The following is a 16,682-nucleotide window of genomic DNA, read 5'->3' as shown; positions in this document are numbered from 1 at the left end:
TGGGGTCAATCTACAGCAAGTCGCGTTATTTGGCGTCCTAGCGCAACTTGAGCGTCGAGAGGCCGATCAGCGCCAGGATCACTGAAATGATCCAGAAACGGATGACGACGGTCGATTCCTTCCAGCCCTTTTGTTCGTAATGGTGGTGCAGCGGCGCCATCTTGAACACACGCTTCCCCGTCCATTTGAACGACAGCACCTGGATGATAACCGACAGCGTCTCGAGCACGAAAAGACCGCCGACCACCGCCAGCACGATTTCATGCTTGATCGCGACCGCGATGGTGCCGAGCGTTCCCCCCAGCGCCAGCGATCCCGTATCGCCCATGAAGATCATCGCGGGCGGCGCGTTGAACCACAAAAATCCCAACCCCGCCCCGATCAACGCTCCGCAGATGACCGAAAGCTCGCCTGTACCCGGCACGTGATGGATCTGCAGATAGCCCGCAAACTTGGCGTTGCCCGAGAGATACGCGATGACGCCGAACGTCGCCGCGGCGATCATTACGGGCACAATCGCCAGGCCATCGAGTCCGTCCGTCAGGTTGACGGCATTGCCCGCCCCTGCAATCACCAGAACGGCCATCAGAATGAAGAACGGCCCGAGATCGATGACGAGTTCCTTGAAGAACGGCAGCGTCAACTCCGTCGACAGCGCCGCCGGACTGAGCTTCATCAACGCGAAACCCGCAACCGCCGCAACGAGCAGTTCGAGCAGAAAGCGAAGTCGGCCCGAAAATCCGGCCGTCGTTCGCTTCGTAACTTTCAGAAAGTCGTCGTAGAATCCGATCGCCCCGTAAGCGAGCGCAACACCGAGCACGACCCAGATATAGCCGTTATCGAGCTGCGCCCATAGCAGCGTCGACACGGTGACACCCGCGAGGATCATCAATCCGCCCATCGTCGGCGTACCGCGCTTTAACAAGTGCGTCGCCGGTCCGTCGTCGCGTATCGGCTGGCCCTTGCCCTGCTTGACGCGAAGCAGATCGATAATGGCGGGCCCGAACATCATCACGAACAGCAGCGCTGTAAAGATCGCACCGCCGGTCCGGAAGGTGATGTAGCGAAACACGTTCAGCGCACTGATCTGATCGCTGAAATTGACGAGCTCGTAGAGCATGCCGCGCGAACTTCCCCCTGGTTGAGCTGCCGTCTAGGCGGCAGCCCCATCCTTCTTGAACCGCGTCTTCAACGCCTCGACCACCCTGCCGAGGCGTGTCCCGTTCGATGCCTTTACCATTACGGCGTCTCCTGCCCTCAAATGCCTGGCGACGTCGTCTTCGAGCGGCTGCGAAGTCAGAGAGTAGCCGCCTTTCTTATTGTCCGGTAGGGCATCATAAAGGCCCTTCATATGCGGGCCGCAAGCAAAGATCAGATCGACTTCCGCGGAATCAACCGCGCTTTTCAAGCCCAAGTGCAGGGCAGCGGCCTCACGACCAAGCTCGAGCATGTCGCCAAGCACGGCAATGCGGCGCCGATACTTCTGCCGGGGAACCGCACCGAGCGTCGCAAGCGCGGCTTTCATCGAAGCGGGATTGGCATTGTAGCTCTCATCGATCAGCAGAGCCTCGCCGCCTTCGACGAAGAGCACGTTCCTCGCGCCTCGCCCATTCAGCGGTATGAGGTCGGCAAGCGCCGCAAGCGCCGCTCCGACGTTCGCCCCGATGGCGTCGAGCGCCGCCGCGACCGCCAGTGCATTCTCTGCGATGTGCCGTCCCGGCAACGCGAGATGGATTGAATAGGTTTTGCCTCCGGCCTCGACGGTCATGTCGGTGCCCTCGTCGAACTCCTGGAATGAAGAACCCCGAACATCCGCATTGGCATCAAAACCGAACGTCACCGGCCGCGCCCCCGCCGCTCGTGCGATGGCTATCAGCCGCTCGGCGTACGGATTGTCATACTTGATGATGGCCGCACCGTCTGCCGGCAGTCCCTCGAAGATCTCGCCCTTGGCGTCGGCGATCGCGGCGACGGATGGAAAATACTCAAGATGCACGGCTTCGACCGTCGTCACGATCGCCGCGTGCGGACGGACCATGTGCGTCAGCGGACGGATTTCGCCGGCATGGTTCATACCGATTTCAAAAACCGCGAACTGCGTGTCCGCAGGCATCCGCGCCAAAGTGAGCGGCACGCCCCAATGATTGTTGTAGGACTTCTCCGAGGCGTGCGTCTTCCCAAGCCGCGACAGGCAGGCGCGAAGAATTTCCTTGGTACCCGTCTTGCCGACGCTGCCAGTCACCGCGACGACACGCGCCTCGGGCGAAAGCCGTTCGCGCGCCGCCCGCCCGAGAGCGACAAGCCCATCGAGCGGATCGGCGATACGGAACAGAATGCCGTCCCCGATCTGCCGCGAATAACTCCGGCTGACGAGTGCCGCCCCAGCTCCCGCCTTGAACGCTGCCGAAACGAAGTCGTGTCCGTCGCGCTGGTCCCTCAGAGCGACGAAAAGATCGCCCTTCTGCAGTGTTCGCGTATCGATCGATATGCCGGTGATGCGTGGTTCATCGCCCCCGTCGGGCGCAACGCCCAAAACCGTTCTCAGATCGGAGGAAGTCCAGAGAGGTTCCATTTCAGCCATCAGCCCGCGAGCGCTTTCCGGACTTCGTCATGATCGGAAAACGGGATGATCCGATCGCCTATGATCTGGCCGGTTTCGTGGCCCTTTCCGGCCACAAGCACGACATCGCCGGGCGCCATCATTCCAACGGCCGTCCGAATGGCCTCGGCCCGGTCACCGATTTCGCGCGCGCCCGCCGCTCCCGCCAGAATCTCCTTGCGAATTTCGGCCGGACGCTCGCTACGCGGATTGTCGTCGGTGACGATCGTGATATCGGCGCGTTCGACCGAGATGCGCCCCATGATCGGCCGCTTGCCCTTGTCCCGGTCGCCTCCACATCCGAACACCGAGATCAGCCGGCCGGTCGCGAATGGCCGGCAGGCATCGAGCGCCGCCGCAAGCGCCTCGGGCTTGTGTGCATAATCGACGATCGCCAGTCCGCCGTTGCGTTCGCCGATGATTTCGAGCCGTCCCGGCACGCCTTTCAATCCACGAAGCGTCTGCAGCACGGCACCCGTGTCTTCACCAACCGCGATCGCAAGGCCCGCCGCGACAAGTGCGTTCTCGACTTGATATGCGCCCACCAGCGGCAGATGCACGTCGTAGGAATTGCCCCCCGCCGCCACACCGATGATCTGCTTGAAACCATCTCGCGTGAGAGACGTGCGCTTGAGCGCATCCCCGCTTGTGCCGACCATCATCACGTTGAGGCCCCGCGCCTTCGCCGCTTTCGCAACTTCGCTCGCGTAGGCGCCGTCCGAATTGATCACCGCCGGCTGACCCGGCTGCAAAAGCTCGGTGAAAAGCCGAAGCTTGGCCCTGAGATAGTCTTCGACGGTCGCATGATAATCCATGTGGTCGCGACCGAGGTTCGTGAACGCCGCCGCCGAAAGCTCGACTCCATCGAGCCGGTGTTGATCGAGCCCGTGCGACGATGCTTCGAACGCCAGATGCGTCACGCCTTCATCCGCGAGTGCCGCCAGCGCTGCATGCAGCGTCACCGGATCGGGCGTCGTCAGCGAACCGTAAACCGCGCCCGAAGGCTTGACGATGCCGATCGTCCCGACAGACGCCGCCTTGTGCCCGAGAGCCGAGAAAATCTGTCGCGTGAAATCTGCAACCGAGGTCTTGCCGCTCGTGCCAGTCACCGCAACGGCGCATTCCGGCTGCCTCCCCGCCAGCTTGGCCGCAACCTTGGCCAATACGGTACGCGGATTGTCGACCTCGATCAGCGCCACGCCGGGCGGCACATGGACCTGTCTGTTTCTGCCGACGATGACAGCCACCGCCCCACGCTCGACAGCCTCCGGCACGAAGTCGGCGCCGTCGGCCTTCGCGCCGGGCAGGCCCGCAAAGATCGCGCCCGGACCAACGGCGGCACTCGCCGCCGTGATGCCGGAAACAGAAATGTCTTGGGCGCCTGGCGGCGGCTCGATATCGGCCGGAAGCACGTCGCTAAGCCGCATGACCGCCTTTTCGTCCCCCAGTGGCACCGATCCGATCTTCAGACTGAAATCTTGATAGGAGGCGGCACGCGAACCGTCAAATCTCCCGACTTTCGGCTCATTGGCTGACAGCGACGGCCTGGGGCTGAACTCCAAGCTGTGCGGCAATGCGCGCGATGAGCTTGCCAGTGACCGGCGCAGCATTGACGCCTGCCGTCCGATAACCCCGCGTCGCTTCCGTTGCCTTCGGCTCGAACAGAACGACGAGCGTCAGGTACTGCGGATCGTCCGTTGGAAACGCGGCGAGAAACGACGATATGACCGAATTCGACGTATAGCCGCCTTTTGCCGCGACATCGGCGGTGCCGGTCTTGCCACCGACCCGGTATCCCGGCACGTCGGCCTTGCTGCCGGTGCCATCGCGATCGACGACGTTGCGTCGCATCAGTTGCGCCATCAGACGCGAGGTTTCCGGACTGACGACCGCCTTGCCATCGGCCGTTCCCGCATCGAACTTTCGCAGGAATGTCGGATGAACCGTCTTGCCGTCGTTCAGAATGGTCGCTGCCGCAGCCGCGAACTGTAGCGGCGCGACAGCAATGCCGTGGCCGAAGGACACCGTAATCGTCGAAATCCGGTTCCATGTCTGCGGCACCTGCGGCGCCGCGAGCATCCCTTCTTCCGTCTTCATCGGGTCCAGAAGCCCAAGCCGGTCCAAAAAGGCCTTGAGCTTGTCCGGTCCAGCTTCGAGCCCGAGCATGCCGGCGCCGACATTGGACGAATGCGTGAAGACTTCTGTCACTGTCAGCGGCCGGCTCGCTGGATGGAAATCCTTGACCGTGAACCGGCCCGCTTCCAGCGGCTGGCGCACGTCGAGCAGAGTGTCGGGCCGCGCCAGTCCCTCGTCGAAGGCCATCGCGAGCGTCAGTGTCTTGAACACGGAGCCGAGTTCGTAAGTCCCGCCTGCCATCCGGTCGATGTGAGTTTTATCGAGCGCACCGCTCGGCCACGTCGGATCGACTTGCGGCAGCGACGCGCTCGCCAGGATCTCGCCCGTCTTGATGTTGAGGACAACGCCCGCGGCCCCATCGGTCTTGTAGAGGCGCACGGCATCGTCCAGCTCATCCTCAAGGGCATGCTGCACGCCGATGTCGAGCGAAAGCCGCACCGGCGGCCGGCTCGACAAAACAGCAGAATGCACCGGATCAACGCCGACTTTTTCATCGATATAGCGCTCGATGCCCGCAACGCCCCGATTGTCGACATCGACGTACCCGAGCACATGACCGGCCATCTCGCCGCCTGGATAAGCCCGCTTCAGTTCATAGCGGAACGAGATGCCGGGCAGCCCGAGATCGTGCACCCTCTGTGCGATGCCCGGCGACACGCCTCTGCGCACCCACATGAACCGGCGAGATTTATCCGCCAAATCGCGCAGCAGTTGATCGCCGTTGAGATCGGGAAGCACGGTCAACAGCTTCTCGACGACTTCGTCGCGGTCGATGACCAGGCCGGGATCGGCGAAGATCGAAGGCGCTTCGAGATCGGTTGCCAGCAGCCGCCCGTTGCGGTCCACGATGTCGGGCCGGCTGTAGCTCGTGGCAGCCACGGGCTCAGATACCGCGAGCGTGACGTCGTCGCGGCGCGGCGCCGCCAGCACCAGAAGCTGCACCGCGACCCCTGCAAAAGCCGCGAACAGAACCGCATGCACAGCTCGCTCCGAGAAACGCCGCGAGCCGCGAGTCATGATCTGTGCAGACGCCCACATCGCGCTAAATCGCCCCCTCAGCGGCTATCCGTGCCGCCCTTGCTCCCACTGAGTTCGGATACTTCGCGATTGATGAATTGCCCCGGTTCGGGCGGCCCGAGGCCGAGCTGACGCGCGAGGCCATCAATTCTTTCAGGCCGCGCCAGCGTCCCACGTTCTGCCTTGAGGACGGCAATATCGCTGCGAGCATCGTCGGCGCGCCGTTCCTTCGCCTGCACCTCTGCTTCCAGCCGCCGGGTATCGTAATTCAAGGCGTAGAGAAGCAGCGCACTTGCGACCGCGAAAAAGAATGCCGTGATATTCAAAAGTCGCATTTTGAAACAGTTCCCGTCGAGCTTGTTTCCAAACCGCGCATTATCGTCGGCTCAGAGCAGACCCTTCGCGCCCGATTTTGCAGGCCAAGCCGCTGCATCGGTGCGGATGGCGGCTCGCAAACGTGCAGACCGGGAACGCGGGTTCACTTCCAATTCACCTTTAGAAGGTGTTAACGGGCGGGAGTTAACAAGTCGGAAACTTGGTTTAGCGGATTTTATCAATTCCGGCGGCAGATGCCGCGAACTCCCCGGCGTTTTGCCGCTGCGCTCGGCGAGAAATTTTTTCACGATCCGGTCTTCGAGACTGTGGAACGTCACCACCACGAGCCGACCACCGGGCTTCAGTAGACGCTCCGCGGCGGTGAGACCCTGCTCCAACTCGCCCAGTTCGTCGTTCACATAGATGCGCAGCGCCTGGAACGTCCGCGTCGCCGGATGCCGCCCATCGACTTTGCGGCCGTGAAAAACGCGCGACACCACATCCGCGAGTTCCAGCGTGCGCGTAAAGGCCGTCTCCGTCCGCCGTTTGACGATGGCCCGTGCGATCGCGCGCGAGCGATGCTCCTCGCCGAACTCGTAGATCACATTCGCGATCTCTTCCTCGTCCGCTGTATTGAGAAAATCGGCAGCGCTCATGCCCGAAGACGACATCCGCATGTCGAGCGGCCCGTCCGACTGAAACGAAAATCCCCGCGCCGCATCGTCGAGCTGCATCGACGAAACGCCGATATCGAGCACGACGCCGTCGACCGTTCCCGCCGAAAGTTCCTCCGGCACGGCGTCTTCCATCTGACTGAATGGCGATTGGATGACCTTCAATCGGTCACCGAAGTGCGCGGTGAGCTGCGCAGAATCTCGAATCGCATTGGGATCCCGATCGAGCGCGACGACCCTGCAATCGGCGGCTTCGAGAATGGCGCGCGTATATCCGCCCGCGCCGAACGTCCCGTCGATATATGTTGCGCCGTCTTTCGGCTGAAGCGTCTCGAGCACTTCCGAGATGAGCACGGGAATGTGGCGCGGGTGCTTGTCAGCTGGCCCCAGCGAGGCTCCCTCTGCCCCGCCACCGCGCGTCATTCCCGTGCTCCCTCGTTGCCGTCGTCATCCGACGAACGGCCACCCGCTGCGAAAAGCTTGCGCGTCACCTGGACTTTGGAGCGCGCTTCCTTGCGGCGTTCTTCAAAGGCTTTGGGCTCCCACATCTGGAATTTGTCACCAAGGCCAACAAACGTGACGGCGGCGCCCAGATTGGCGTGGATGCGAAGGCTCTCAGGAAGGACGATGCGGCCGTCGCCATCGATCGTGAGAACCTGGACGTCGCCGTAGAGTGCGACAGAGAGTTCGTCGCGCTCATCCGAATAGTCCGGCAGGCCTGCGAGAAGCCCGTCGATTTTCTTTGCAAGTCTTTCGCCGCCAGCATCGAGGGCAGCAGCATCGAGCGAGGGGTAGCAGTAGAGCCCGCCCGCGTAGCCGTCGCGTTCGAGGACGGCGCGAAACGGGGCTGGAATTGAGACCCGGCCTTTGGCGTCGATCTTGTTTGTGAATGTCGAGACAAAGCGGTCCATCCCCCAGCTACGTTTTTCCGTCTCCCTACTCACTCGCTACTAGCAACGACGCTTCACCAAGGCCGTCCCGGCCGCCGGCTCCCCTCAGGGAGTCGCCGGGACCAACAAGAAAGGGGGCCGTGGCGGTCGCTCAGATTTGGGCCCTCTAACCAAACCGGCGCCCAGCCACGGATTCCTGCCCGGTGCGGACGGGCCTTTATGGGATCGCATGGGATTAGATGGTCGTCAACGGATTATTAAGGATATTTCGTGGTGAGAAGTGGAATTGTCACGCCTAGTCCACAACTCCCGTCTCACCCGCATACCCTTCGGAAGGCGCAGTTCCGTATAAAGAGCTTGAAACCTTTGGACTTTCTGCCGTCGCTATTGAGGTAACAGAGACCTGATTGGCCGCCATGGCGGTGAGGGCGCATCATCCCGCGCAAGGCAAAGACGGGCACGCGGTCACGAGGTGCCGTGGCAAAAACCACCTTCGGCACCTTCCAGGAGGTGCACCATGGCGAATCTCACTCGCCCCACGCAGTCCCAAACGAGCCCCGCAATCGGCCTCCGATGGCCAGCGTCCGTGCTTTGGCGCGACGGCGATCCGCAAGTGCGTGCGATCACGACGGCGGACGTCTGGAATGCACTCGCCAAGGGCATCGACGACTTTCGAGCGATGCCGACGCACATCGTTTTCATATGCATCATCTATCCGGTGGTCGGCATCATTCTCGCGCGTTTGCTTTTTGGCTACGAGATACTTCCGCTCATCTATCCGATGGCGGCTGGATTTGCGCTGCTTGGACCGTTCTTCGCCGTCGGCCTTTACGAATTGAGCCGCCGCCGCGAACAGCACCTCGACACCTCTCCCATCCGCGCACTCGACGTTCTGCATCGACCCGGCATCGACGCCATCTTCACGCTTGGCGCGGTCCTAGCGCTTGTGTTCGTCGGATGGCTCTATATTGCAAACATGATGTACGTGCAGTTGATTGGCGGCGAGCCTGCCAGTTTGTCCGACTTCTTGAACCAGGTGCTGAACACCAGCGGTGGCAAGCAGTTGATGTTTGCGGGCAACCTTGTCGGCTTCCTGTTCGCCCTCTTTGTCCTGGTGACGACTGTCGTCTCATTCCCGATGCTCGTCGATCGCGACGTCAGCGTCGGCATGGCAATCCGGACCTCCATCCGAGCAGCGCTCGAAAATCCCATTCCGATTGCACTGTGGGGTTTGATCGTCGCTCTCGGACTGTTGCTCGGCGCGCTCCCGCTGCTGATCGGCTTGGCGATTGTTCTGCCGATCCTCGGCCACGCGACGTGGCACCTCTATCGCAAGCTCGTTGACCAGAGCATCTGAAAAACCATCAGTGCTCGCGGTCGAAGTCTGCGAATACAGGCAGAAGCTGAGGATCAAGCGGTAAAAACGAATTGCTCTACGTCGCGAAGTTTTGCGCGCGATCCTCCGACGCTTGCTGTCGACGCACCCACAAGGTGACATCGGCCCCAACTCTGACCGAAATCGCATCGCAAAGAAACGAGCCCGATTACCCGTCATAAATCGGCGGTCGAATTCAGGGCGAACGGGCAATGTGATTGCAACAATTGACCTCTACGCATAGCGAGAACTAGGTTATCTCGCGACGCCGAGCTGAGCCACTTGGCGGCCACAAGCGCATTCTCAGGACGTCGTATCGCAAGGACAGATGATGAATATTCTCAGTCGCCGTGAGCTTCTGATCGGTGGATCCGCGTTCGCCACGATTGCAGGCTTGCGACCTCTTCAGACTTTCGCGGGCGATGCCGCCCGGCCATCGCTTCCCCTTCCGGCCGAACTCAAAGCCGACGCAAATGGTGACATCGCCTTCAGCGCCACCACCGGATCGATAAGCTTCGCCCCCGGGCAGATGACGCCGACCTATGGGTATAACGGCGCTTTCCTCGGACCCGCCCTGCGGCTCAGACGCGGCAAATCCGTTGCGATCGATTTCGCCAACAATCTTGACGAGCCGACGACTGTTCATTGGCACGGACTTGTCATTCCCGGCGATGTCGACGGTGGCCCGCACCAACCCGTCGCGCCCGGGACGCATTGGCAGCCGACGCTGCCGATCGATCAGCCCGCGGCCACGCTATGGTTTCACCCGCACTTTTATCCGACGACCGCAGCACAGGTGATCAAGGGCCTCGCTGGCCTCATCATCGTCGAAGACGACGATACTGACCGACTGCCGTTGCCGTCGCGTTGGGGCGTTGATGACATCCCTCTCATCATCCAGGATCGCCGCTTCCAATCGGACGGCGAATTCTTCGACCGTATGAACATCATCTCGGTCGTGAACGGCTATGTCGGCACCGTGCCGCTGGTCAACGGCGTGCGCTATCCGGAAGCGAAGACCGCACGCGGATGGATCCGGCTACGCCTGCTCGATGGCTCCAATGCCCGCAGCTATCTGCTGAAAGCCTCCGACGACCGCTCCCTGTATGTCATCGGCTCGGACGGCGGCTTGCTTGAGAACCCGGTCGAAGTGAAGCAATTGAAGATGTTTGCCGGCGAACGCTTCGAGGTTCTGGTTGACTGTCGCTCCGGCGCGCCCTTCGACATCGTCGCTCTCCCCGTCGGCGAGGCCATTATGAAATTGCCGCCGTTCGACATGCCCGTGCCGCTGGTGACGATCCGTCCCGACGGCGCCGACGGCAGCGGCACCCTACCAGACGCTCTGGCAAAGTTGCCGCCGATGCCTGCGGAACTACCTCCGGTCAGCCAGGAATTGGTTATGAACATGTTCCGCGACGAGGCAGGCATGATGCCTCTGATGAAAGCGGGATTGATGATGGGAATGGGTGGCGGCGCGATGGCCATGGATCATGGCAGCATGGCCGATATGCCTGGAATGTCCCACGACACGATGCCGGGAATGCAGGGCATGAGCGATGCCATGCCTTCTGCCGAAGTGGTCGCCCGTGTCACGAAGCTGATCGAGGACAGCCCGGAACTGTCCATGAGCGAGCAACTCGCCGCCAACGGCGTCAACGGCAAACCATTCGCGATGGGTGGAGGATCAGGCTTTGTCGCTTCCCGCGGCGAGACACTGCATTGGAAGATTTCCGAGGACACCGACAAGATGCTGCATCCGGTGCACGTCCACGGATGCCAGTTCCGCATCGTTTCAGAAAACGGCAAACCGCCGGAAGCCTATCGCGCCGGATGGAAGGACATCGCTCCGATAGAGAACGCCGGCACTGCCGACATCTTGGTGAGCTTCCCGCACAAAGCCGATGCAGCGGCACCCTACATGGCGCACTGCCACATCCTGGAGCACGAAGACTCTGGAATGATGACTCACTTCACGGTCGCATAGACGAGTAGAATCCCAGGCCGGCACATTGGCTCCGTCCTCTAAGAGAATTGGCTCGATCCCTGCCTCCGCCGGGATGACGATAAAAAATGGAAATCGGCCGCGCCTGTATCTGACGTCATGCCGACGAAGGTCGGCACCCAGACAAGCATCAACAGCCTTGTGGGCAATAGAGGCGGCAGAAAAGAAATTACCAGCCGGCCTGTAAGCCGGGTTCTGTCTGGAGTTTCCTCCGCGACGGCCATTCATCTGGGACGCCTGTCGCCAGGTGCCTCGTGCAATCAACCCGGGCAGGTAGCGTGAGAACGCGCCTTGCGTCTGCGGTTTCCCGCTCCGCGCGCCCACCCCTATTTGATCTTGCTCCCGGTGGGGTTTGCCCTGCCACCTCTGTTACCAGAGGCGCGGTGCGCTCTTACCGCACCTTTTCACCCTTACCGCCGTGCCCGAGGGCGCGGAGGCGGTATGTTCTCTGTGGCACTTTCCCTGGGGTCGCCCCCGGCGGCCGTTAGCCGCCACCGTGTTCTCTGGGAGCCCGGACTTTCCTCCACCGGACACCTTGCTCGCGAGCCTTTAGAGCCCGTTTCGCCACACTTATCCGGCAGCGGCCGCCCGGCCGGCTGGTGGGAAGAGATAAGCGATACCGGCGAGTAAACGTCAAGGCCGGACTTCCTTCTCCCATCGGGGGAAGGTGGCCGAAGGCCGGATGAGGGGTTTGCCTTGGTGCCGGAAGTCCTCACCTGCCCGTTTTCGCCGAAAGCGAGCTTCCGGCTCGACGGGCATCCTCTTCCGTTCCGGGAGAGGAAAGAGCCTCCCGTCATCTTCGGCCGAATGAGCGCAGCGAATGACGGCCGGAGATCCAGCGCGAGAGTCGTCGAAAACACAATATCGAGCCTACGGCAGCTTTGTGCTGGATCCCGAACGCGATCGCGCCGCTCACGCGTTCGAGGATGACGAGAAGCTCAAGCGGCCGACTGGCAGCCCTTGACGCCCTCGAGTGGCTCGCCGCTTTCCAAAAACGTCTTGAGGTTCGACAGAACCTTTGGCCAACCGCCCGATACCGACTCCAGAAGCTTCGACTTCGGCGTGTCGATCTCATGCAGGACTGTAAGCTTCACCGAGCCCGGAACCTGCTCGATCTCCATCGTGCATTGAGAGTAACCCTCTGCCTTCAATTCCGGCGTCCGCTCGCTGCGCCAACGCATCACGAGCCGCTTTTCCGGCTCGATCTCGACGATCTCGCCGCCTTCGCTGGACGTGCCGTCGGCGAAGACCATCTTCCACGGCGCGCCCTTCTTCCAATCGCTGACGAGCGTGACGCCGAACCAGTATTGACGCGTGAATTCGGGCTTCAGCAACGCTTCCCAAAGCTTCTCAGGCGTGGTGCGAATGTAGGTGACGTAAACGAAGCGATTACTTTCCATCGGGTTTTCCTTCGAGGTTCTTTTTCAGATCGTCGAGCGCCCGCAGACGCCCATGCTCGAATTTCTCGATCCAGCGATCGGCGATTTCGAAAATCGGCAAGGGGTTCAGAAAGTGCAGCTTCTCCCTGCCGTCCTTACGTGTCGCGACAAGGTTTGCATCCTCGAGAATCCCGAGATGCTTGGTGACCGCTTGCCGCGACATGTCATGTCCTTCGCAAAGCTCACCCAGCGTCTGGCCGTTCCGCTGATGCAAGCTGTCGAGCAACTGACGCCGTACGGGATCTGCCAGGGCTTTGAAGACGTCGTCGATGCTCATGATCCTAATATGCAACCATTTGGTTGCCTGTCAAGGGGCAAAATTCGTGCTCGCAGAATCGACGCCGATTGGCAGCGGAGAGGCGACGATGCGGGTTTTCTTATTAACGTCATGGCCGCGAAGGCGGCCATCCACGCGAGCCCTAGCGAGTCCGCGATTTGGGGGCGAACTCTATCGGAACTTGGCCGGATCGCGGCCTTCGCCGGGATGACGGTGGCGAGGCGCGGAGGACATTAAGCCCCCATCGCCATCCGCATGTTGTGCGAGCGATCGTGAATGGCGCGCTCCAAGCGATTGCCCGCGGCCTTCGCCGTCAAAATCTGATTGACGCGCTCGGCGATCTGCACCGCAGCCTCGCTGGGCTTTAGGCCACCGGAATAAATGTTCGAGATCACCGTGTATTCATAGCGCACGTCCGGATTGCCGCTGAAATCCGCCGCCGCCTTCTTAGCATCGTCGTCGAGCCGATACGCGATGTAGGCCGACATGCTGCGCGAGGCGAGTGCGTCGCCACCCGGCCGCTCGCCGATGAGATTGATCACCAGCTTCGGCTGCAACGCATCGCCGAGCGCTTCCGCGAGCTTCACGCGGCCGTAAGGCGCAAGGATCGGCTTGCCTGCCGAGATCCGCTGCTGCTTTAAACCGTCGAGCAATGCTGGCAGCAGGTCCGGGATGTTGTGATGCACCGCTTCTGCGCTCAATCCATCCGAAACGATGATCTGCACATCGACCTTCTCAGGCCGAAGCTCGGCGATCGCCTCGTCTGCCGGCTTCGCGCCACGATCGGGATGCGAGAGATGCACCTCTTTGCTCTCTGCCGACGTCTTCACCCGGCGGAAATCGATGCCGCCAAGCTTTTCCGTTGTAACCTCGGCATAGATCGCTTCGCGCGCCGCCGCCAGATTGGCTTTGATCGCGCGCGAAACTTCCTCTGTCGGCCGCGGTCCGGCGTTCTCGAAGCCGTAAGCGGCGGGCAGGCTCTGGCGCAGCCGCTCGAACTCCTCCTCCGTGCAGAAGATTTTCGGATTTCCCCAGTTCGGCCCGCGCTCGACCTCGCCGTCTTCGTCACGCACGAAGATGCCGCGCTCAATCGCCCACTCGAGAAATTCCGGCGCTGGCGTCAGCCCGTGCACCTCACGCATCGTCTGATCATCGTGCCCGCACGTATCGAAATAGGCGAGCATCCGGTCGATCGACAGATAGACATCCATGAAATAGTTGGCGCCCGCCGCCGTCAGCAGCTCCGCCGCGATCTGCTGGCCTTCCATCGTGATTTCGGAATGCAGCGTGTAGCACGGCGCCATTCCCATCGGCAGCCCAAGCAGCTTACCCATGAAATGGTCCTGCAAATTCGACACGATCATCTCGAAGTTCGAGCGGTGCGTCTCCGGCCCGATAAAGCCCGTCACGTTATTGACCATGAACGGATCCCAGCGGCGCGCGAGCCCATAGCAGAGCGCCTCCGTCGTCGTCATGTCGATATCGTTATGCTTGCCGTAGGTCAGCTCGCTGCCCTGACCCGTCTCGAAATACATGAACTGCTGGGCCTCGCCCGCAAGCGGACCGTGCTTCGCCATCGTCGTGTACGCTTGGTCGAGAACGTCGGCCGTGCAGTCGAACTCTTCGATCAGCGTGCGGTCGGTGCCGGCGAGCGATTGAAACATGATCTCGACCGGCGCCCCGGCTTCGAGGCACGCAAGCTGCGTCTTGACGTGCGACAGCACGCAGATCTGCGTCGGCGCTCCCGTCTCCCGCCTCAGCTTGTCGAGATGGCGCAAAGCCTTCGAAATATTCTCGACCGTATCGATTGCCGGATTGAGCCCGAGCAGCGCATCGCCCGAGCCCATCGACAGCCCGGTATAGATCAGCGCCGTCATTGCATCGAGATCGTCAGTCGGATGATTGGGTTGCAGCCGCGACGACAGCGTTCCCGGCGCACCGACGAGCGTGCGCGCTTTGCCGGAACGCTTCAGCTTCTTCGCCGCGTAGACGAGTTCGTGCACGTCCATCAGCTTGGCGATCGCCGCCGCCATGACGCCTGTCAGCGCCCCGCCGATGCGCTTGGCTTCCGCAGCCTTGGCGCGGAGCAGCGTGTTCTTGATCTCACCCAGCGTTTTCGACGCGATCTCCGCGAACGCCTCGCGGTCGATGTCGTAGTTGATCCGCATGACGGAATCGACCTGACCTTCGTCATCCGTCAGCGGCCGGTCATAGAGGTGCTGAAGCGTCAGTCCCGACAGGATCGTCCGCGCCGCCTCGCGCTCGACGTCGTCCTTCGCGGCAAGTCCGCAATTGCGATCGCCCGCCTTGTCGAAGTCCGCTGCCCCAAGCAGCGCCTTCAACCCGCGAAATCTGTAAATCTCATCGAAAAGCGACAGCTCATAGAGCTCATCCGCGCGAGGTTCCGGAACCTCGATCTGCCGCCACGGCTTCAGTTCGACCATCTGCACCGCCCTCGTTGCTCAACCGGCCGAAAGCGCACGCGACGAACGCATCACGCGTCGTCAAAGAATTCTCGGCCGACTGAGCGCATCATAAACGAAGTTCGTGGCACTCAAGTCAAGTTCCCAGTAGTCAAAACGTCGAACTGCCGAAAAAGCCGCCCGGATGCCTATTGGCGAAGCTGCGCCGAGCGCCGGGCGATCTCGCTCGGGCTCACTTCACCGGCATCGACGAGCGCGTTGATGCAGCGCGAAGAGAGTTTTTCGCCCACCGCCCGCATGCACGCACGTGTCTCCGGGCTCCCGGAGGCGAACTGGCTGCAATAGGCATAGTAGTCGTTCGCGCAGGCGAGCTTGACGTGAAGGCTGACCGCATTCGCGTCGGCAGTCCATGCTCCGGCCGCGATAACAAATCCGACCGCAATCGATGCATACGAACGCAAACGGAGAACTCCGCTTAGCTTGAGCATTTCGGCACCCTGGCTTTGGATGAGGTCTTAAGAGACTGACAACAAAGCCTTTAGCAACGGTTAATGGCTGTTTGTCATTTGTCGAAAAATGACGCGGCCGGACAGAAAGCATCCAGGCGCGCAACGCCGACATCCGCTATTTGATGGCGCGATCGAGATTGACCGCCTGGTCGAGGCCTCTGGCCTGCGCAACGCCGATCGCACCGACGAAATTCACGCCGTCGAGATCGGCACGGGTGAAGTCCGCACCCGAAACGTCCGCACCGGAAAAGTCGGCGCGCGAGAGATCCGCATCGGTGAAATCCGTGTCGCGAAGATCCGCGCCGTTGAACTTCGCGAACCACAGGACAGCGCGCTTCATGTTGGCATCAGCCAATCGCGCCCCGGAGAAATCGCAGTATTTCAGTACGTTTCGATACGCCGTCGCGAGCGTTCCCTCACCGGGCCGGCCTTCGAGCGGATAAAAATTCGCTCGCGTCAGGTTGGCGCCTCTGAAATCTGATCCCGACAGCTCGGCCTGGACATGCACTTCCGTCAGATTGGCGCCGGTAAAGCGCGGCGCATCCTGCGTGTTCATCGACAGATCGGCATAAATCGTCGGTCTCAGGATCGTCGCGCCGGTAAGGTTCGCGCCCGAAAGATCGGCACGCATCAGCACCGACCTGTCGAGACGCGTGTGAGAAAGATCGACGCCCTTCAGGTTGGCCCCGGTAAAGTCCGTGCCATAGAAATCCGAATGCGCGAGATTGGCGCTTTTGAAGTTCAGCTCCGACAAATCGAGATAGACGAGGAACTTGCCGGAGAGATCCGGACGCACGCCCGACTTCGCCTGGAACAGCAGCGTCGTCACCGCTCTTGCGCTCATGTCGGCTTTTTCGGAGACCGGGCCGAGCGGTTGATCCGCCCACGCCGCGATCGGGCCGCAGATCACGGCCAAGAACGACAATGCAGCGAGAATGCGAACCATGCTCATGCTTCCAAAGCGTCTTCGGAAACTGATCATGCATGAGTCCGGAGACACGGGGATATCTTTTTCGTCGCGCCTGG

The 16,682-nt window shown here is 61.4% G+C and carries 14 protein-coding genes and 1 other RNA gene; 2 read left to right on the top strand and 13 right to left on the bottom strand.

Annotation, left to right across the window (positions count from 1 at the left end):
• Window positions 1–37: 37 nt before the first annotated feature.
• The 7 genes from mraY to QM780_RS17695 all read right to left on the bottom strand — a co-directional run bounded on the left by mraY (window position 38) and on the right by QM780_RS17695 (window position 7,652).
• Window positions 38–1,120, bottom strand: a complete 1,083-nt coding sequence (mraY, locus tag QM780_RS17725; RefSeq protein WP_415071753.1) for a phospho-N-acetylmuramoyl-pentapeptide-transferase — start codon at window positions 1,118–1,120, stop codon at window positions 38–40.
• Between the two features lie 33 nt (window positions 1,121–1,153).
• Window positions 1,154–2,572 (bottom strand): UDP-N-acetylmuramoylalanyl-D-glutamyl-2,6-diaminopimelate--D-alanyl-D-alanine ligase, encoded by a 1,419-nt coding sequence (locus tag QM780_RS17720; protein WP_415072076.1) that lies wholly within the window; start codon window positions 2,570–2,572, stop codon window positions 1,154–1,156.
• 8 nt (window positions 2,573–2,580) lie between these two features.
• The gene (locus QM780_RS17715; RefSeq protein ID WP_415071752.1) at window positions 2,581–4,026 is read right to left on the bottom strand and encodes a UDP-N-acetylmuramoyl-L-alanyl-D-glutamate--2,6-diaminopimelate ligase; all 1,446 of its coding nucleotides are present in this window, start codon (window positions 4,024–4,026) and stop codon (window positions 2,581–2,583) included.
• A gap of 97 nt (window positions 4,027–4,123) precedes the next feature.
• Window positions 4,124–5,716: a peptidoglycan D,D-transpeptidase FtsI family protein gene (locus tag QM780_RS17710; RefSeq protein ID WP_415071751.1), complete on the bottom strand. Its 1,593-nt coding sequence runs from the start codon at window positions 5,714–5,716 to the stop codon at window positions 4,124–4,126.
• Between the two features lie 74 nt (window positions 5,717–5,790).
• Complete coding sequence (ftsL, locus tag QM780_RS17705; RefSeq protein WP_415071750.1) at window positions 5,791–6,087, bottom strand: cell division protein FtsL; 297 nt, start codon at window positions 6,085–6,087, stop codon at window positions 5,791–5,793.
• Between the two features lie 51 nt (window positions 6,088–6,138).
• Window positions 6,139–7,164 (bottom strand): 16S rRNA (cytosine(1402)-N(4))-methyltransferase RsmH, encoded by a 1,026-nt coding sequence (gene rsmH, locus QM780_RS17700; RefSeq protein WP_415071749.1) that lies wholly within the window; start codon window positions 7,162–7,164, stop codon window positions 6,139–6,141.
• Window positions 7,161–7,652 carry a division/cell wall cluster transcriptional repressor MraZ gene (locus QM780_RS17695; protein ID WP_415071748.1) on the bottom strand — a complete coding sequence of 164 codons (492 nt, stop codon included), beginning with the start codon at window positions 7,650–7,652 and terminating at the stop codon, window positions 7,161–7,163. The genes rsmH and QM780_RS17695 overlap by 4 nt, the downstream gene beginning before the upstream one ends.
• A 496-nt stretch (window positions 7,653–8,148) precedes the next feature.
• Here QM780_RS17695 and QM780_RS17690 point away from each other — a divergent pair, with 496 nt between their 5' ends.
• Together QM780_RS17690 and cueO are read left to right on the top strand one after the other, a co-directional pair.
• Window positions 8,149–8,988, top strand: coding sequence for a DUF2189 domain-containing protein (locus QM780_RS17690; RefSeq protein ID WP_415071747.1), 840 nt, complete (start codon window positions 8,149–8,151; stop codon window positions 8,986–8,988).
• A 349-nt stretch (window positions 8,989–9,337) separates the two neighbouring features.
• Window positions 9,338–10,990: a multicopper oxidase CueO gene (cueO, locus tag QM780_RS17685; protein WP_415071746.1), complete on the top strand. Its 1,653-nt coding sequence runs from the start codon at window positions 9,338–9,340 to the stop codon at window positions 10,988–10,990.
• Window positions 10,991–11,176: 186 nt separating this feature from the next.
• Here cueO and rnpB read toward each other — a convergent pair.
• From rnpB to QM780_RS17655, 6 genes are all read right to left on the bottom strand, one after another.
• Window positions 11,177–11,608, bottom strand: an RNA gene (gene rnpB / locus QM780_RS17680) — RNase P RNA component class A.
• Window positions 11,609–11,946: 338 nt separating this feature from the next.
• Window positions 11,947–12,408 carry an SRPBCC family protein gene (locus tag QM780_RS17675; protein WP_415071745.1) on the bottom strand — a complete coding sequence of 154 codons (462 nt, stop codon included), beginning with the start codon at window positions 12,406–12,408 and terminating at the stop codon, window positions 11,947–11,949.
• Window positions 12,398–12,718, bottom strand: a complete 321-nt coding sequence (locus tag QM780_RS17670; protein WP_415072075.1) for an ArsR/SmtB family transcription factor — start codon at window positions 12,716–12,718, stop codon at window positions 12,398–12,400. Before QM780_RS17670 ends, QM780_RS17675 begins: the two co-directional genes overlap by 11 nt.
• Window positions 12,719–12,957: 239 nt before the next feature.
• Entirely contained in the window at window positions 12,958–15,168 is a 2,211-nt protein-coding gene (gene eutB, locus QM780_RS17665; RefSeq protein ID WP_415071744.1) for an ethanolamine ammonia-lyase subunit EutB, read from the bottom strand.
• Window positions 15,169–15,335: 167 nt separating this feature from the next.
• Window positions 15,336–15,608, bottom strand: coding sequence for a hypothetical protein (locus QM780_RS17660; protein WP_415071743.1), 273 nt, complete (start codon window positions 15,606–15,608; stop codon window positions 15,336–15,338).
• 163 nt (window positions 15,609–15,771) lie between these two features.
• Window positions 15,772–16,602, bottom strand: coding sequence for a pentapeptide repeat-containing protein (locus QM780_RS17655; protein WP_415071742.1), 831 nt, complete (start codon window positions 16,600–16,602; stop codon window positions 15,772–15,774).
• Window positions 16,603–16,682: the final 80 nt, after the last annotated feature.

Source organism: Hyphomicrobium sp., from assembly GCF_047600905.1.
In the GTDB taxonomy this organism is placed as follows: domain Bacteria; phylum Pseudomonadota; class Alphaproteobacteria; order Rhizobiales; family Hyphomicrobiaceae; genus Hyphomicrobium_B.
Note: the sequence above shows the minus strand (reverse complement) of the source record. Positions and strands in the feature narration are given on the sequence as shown.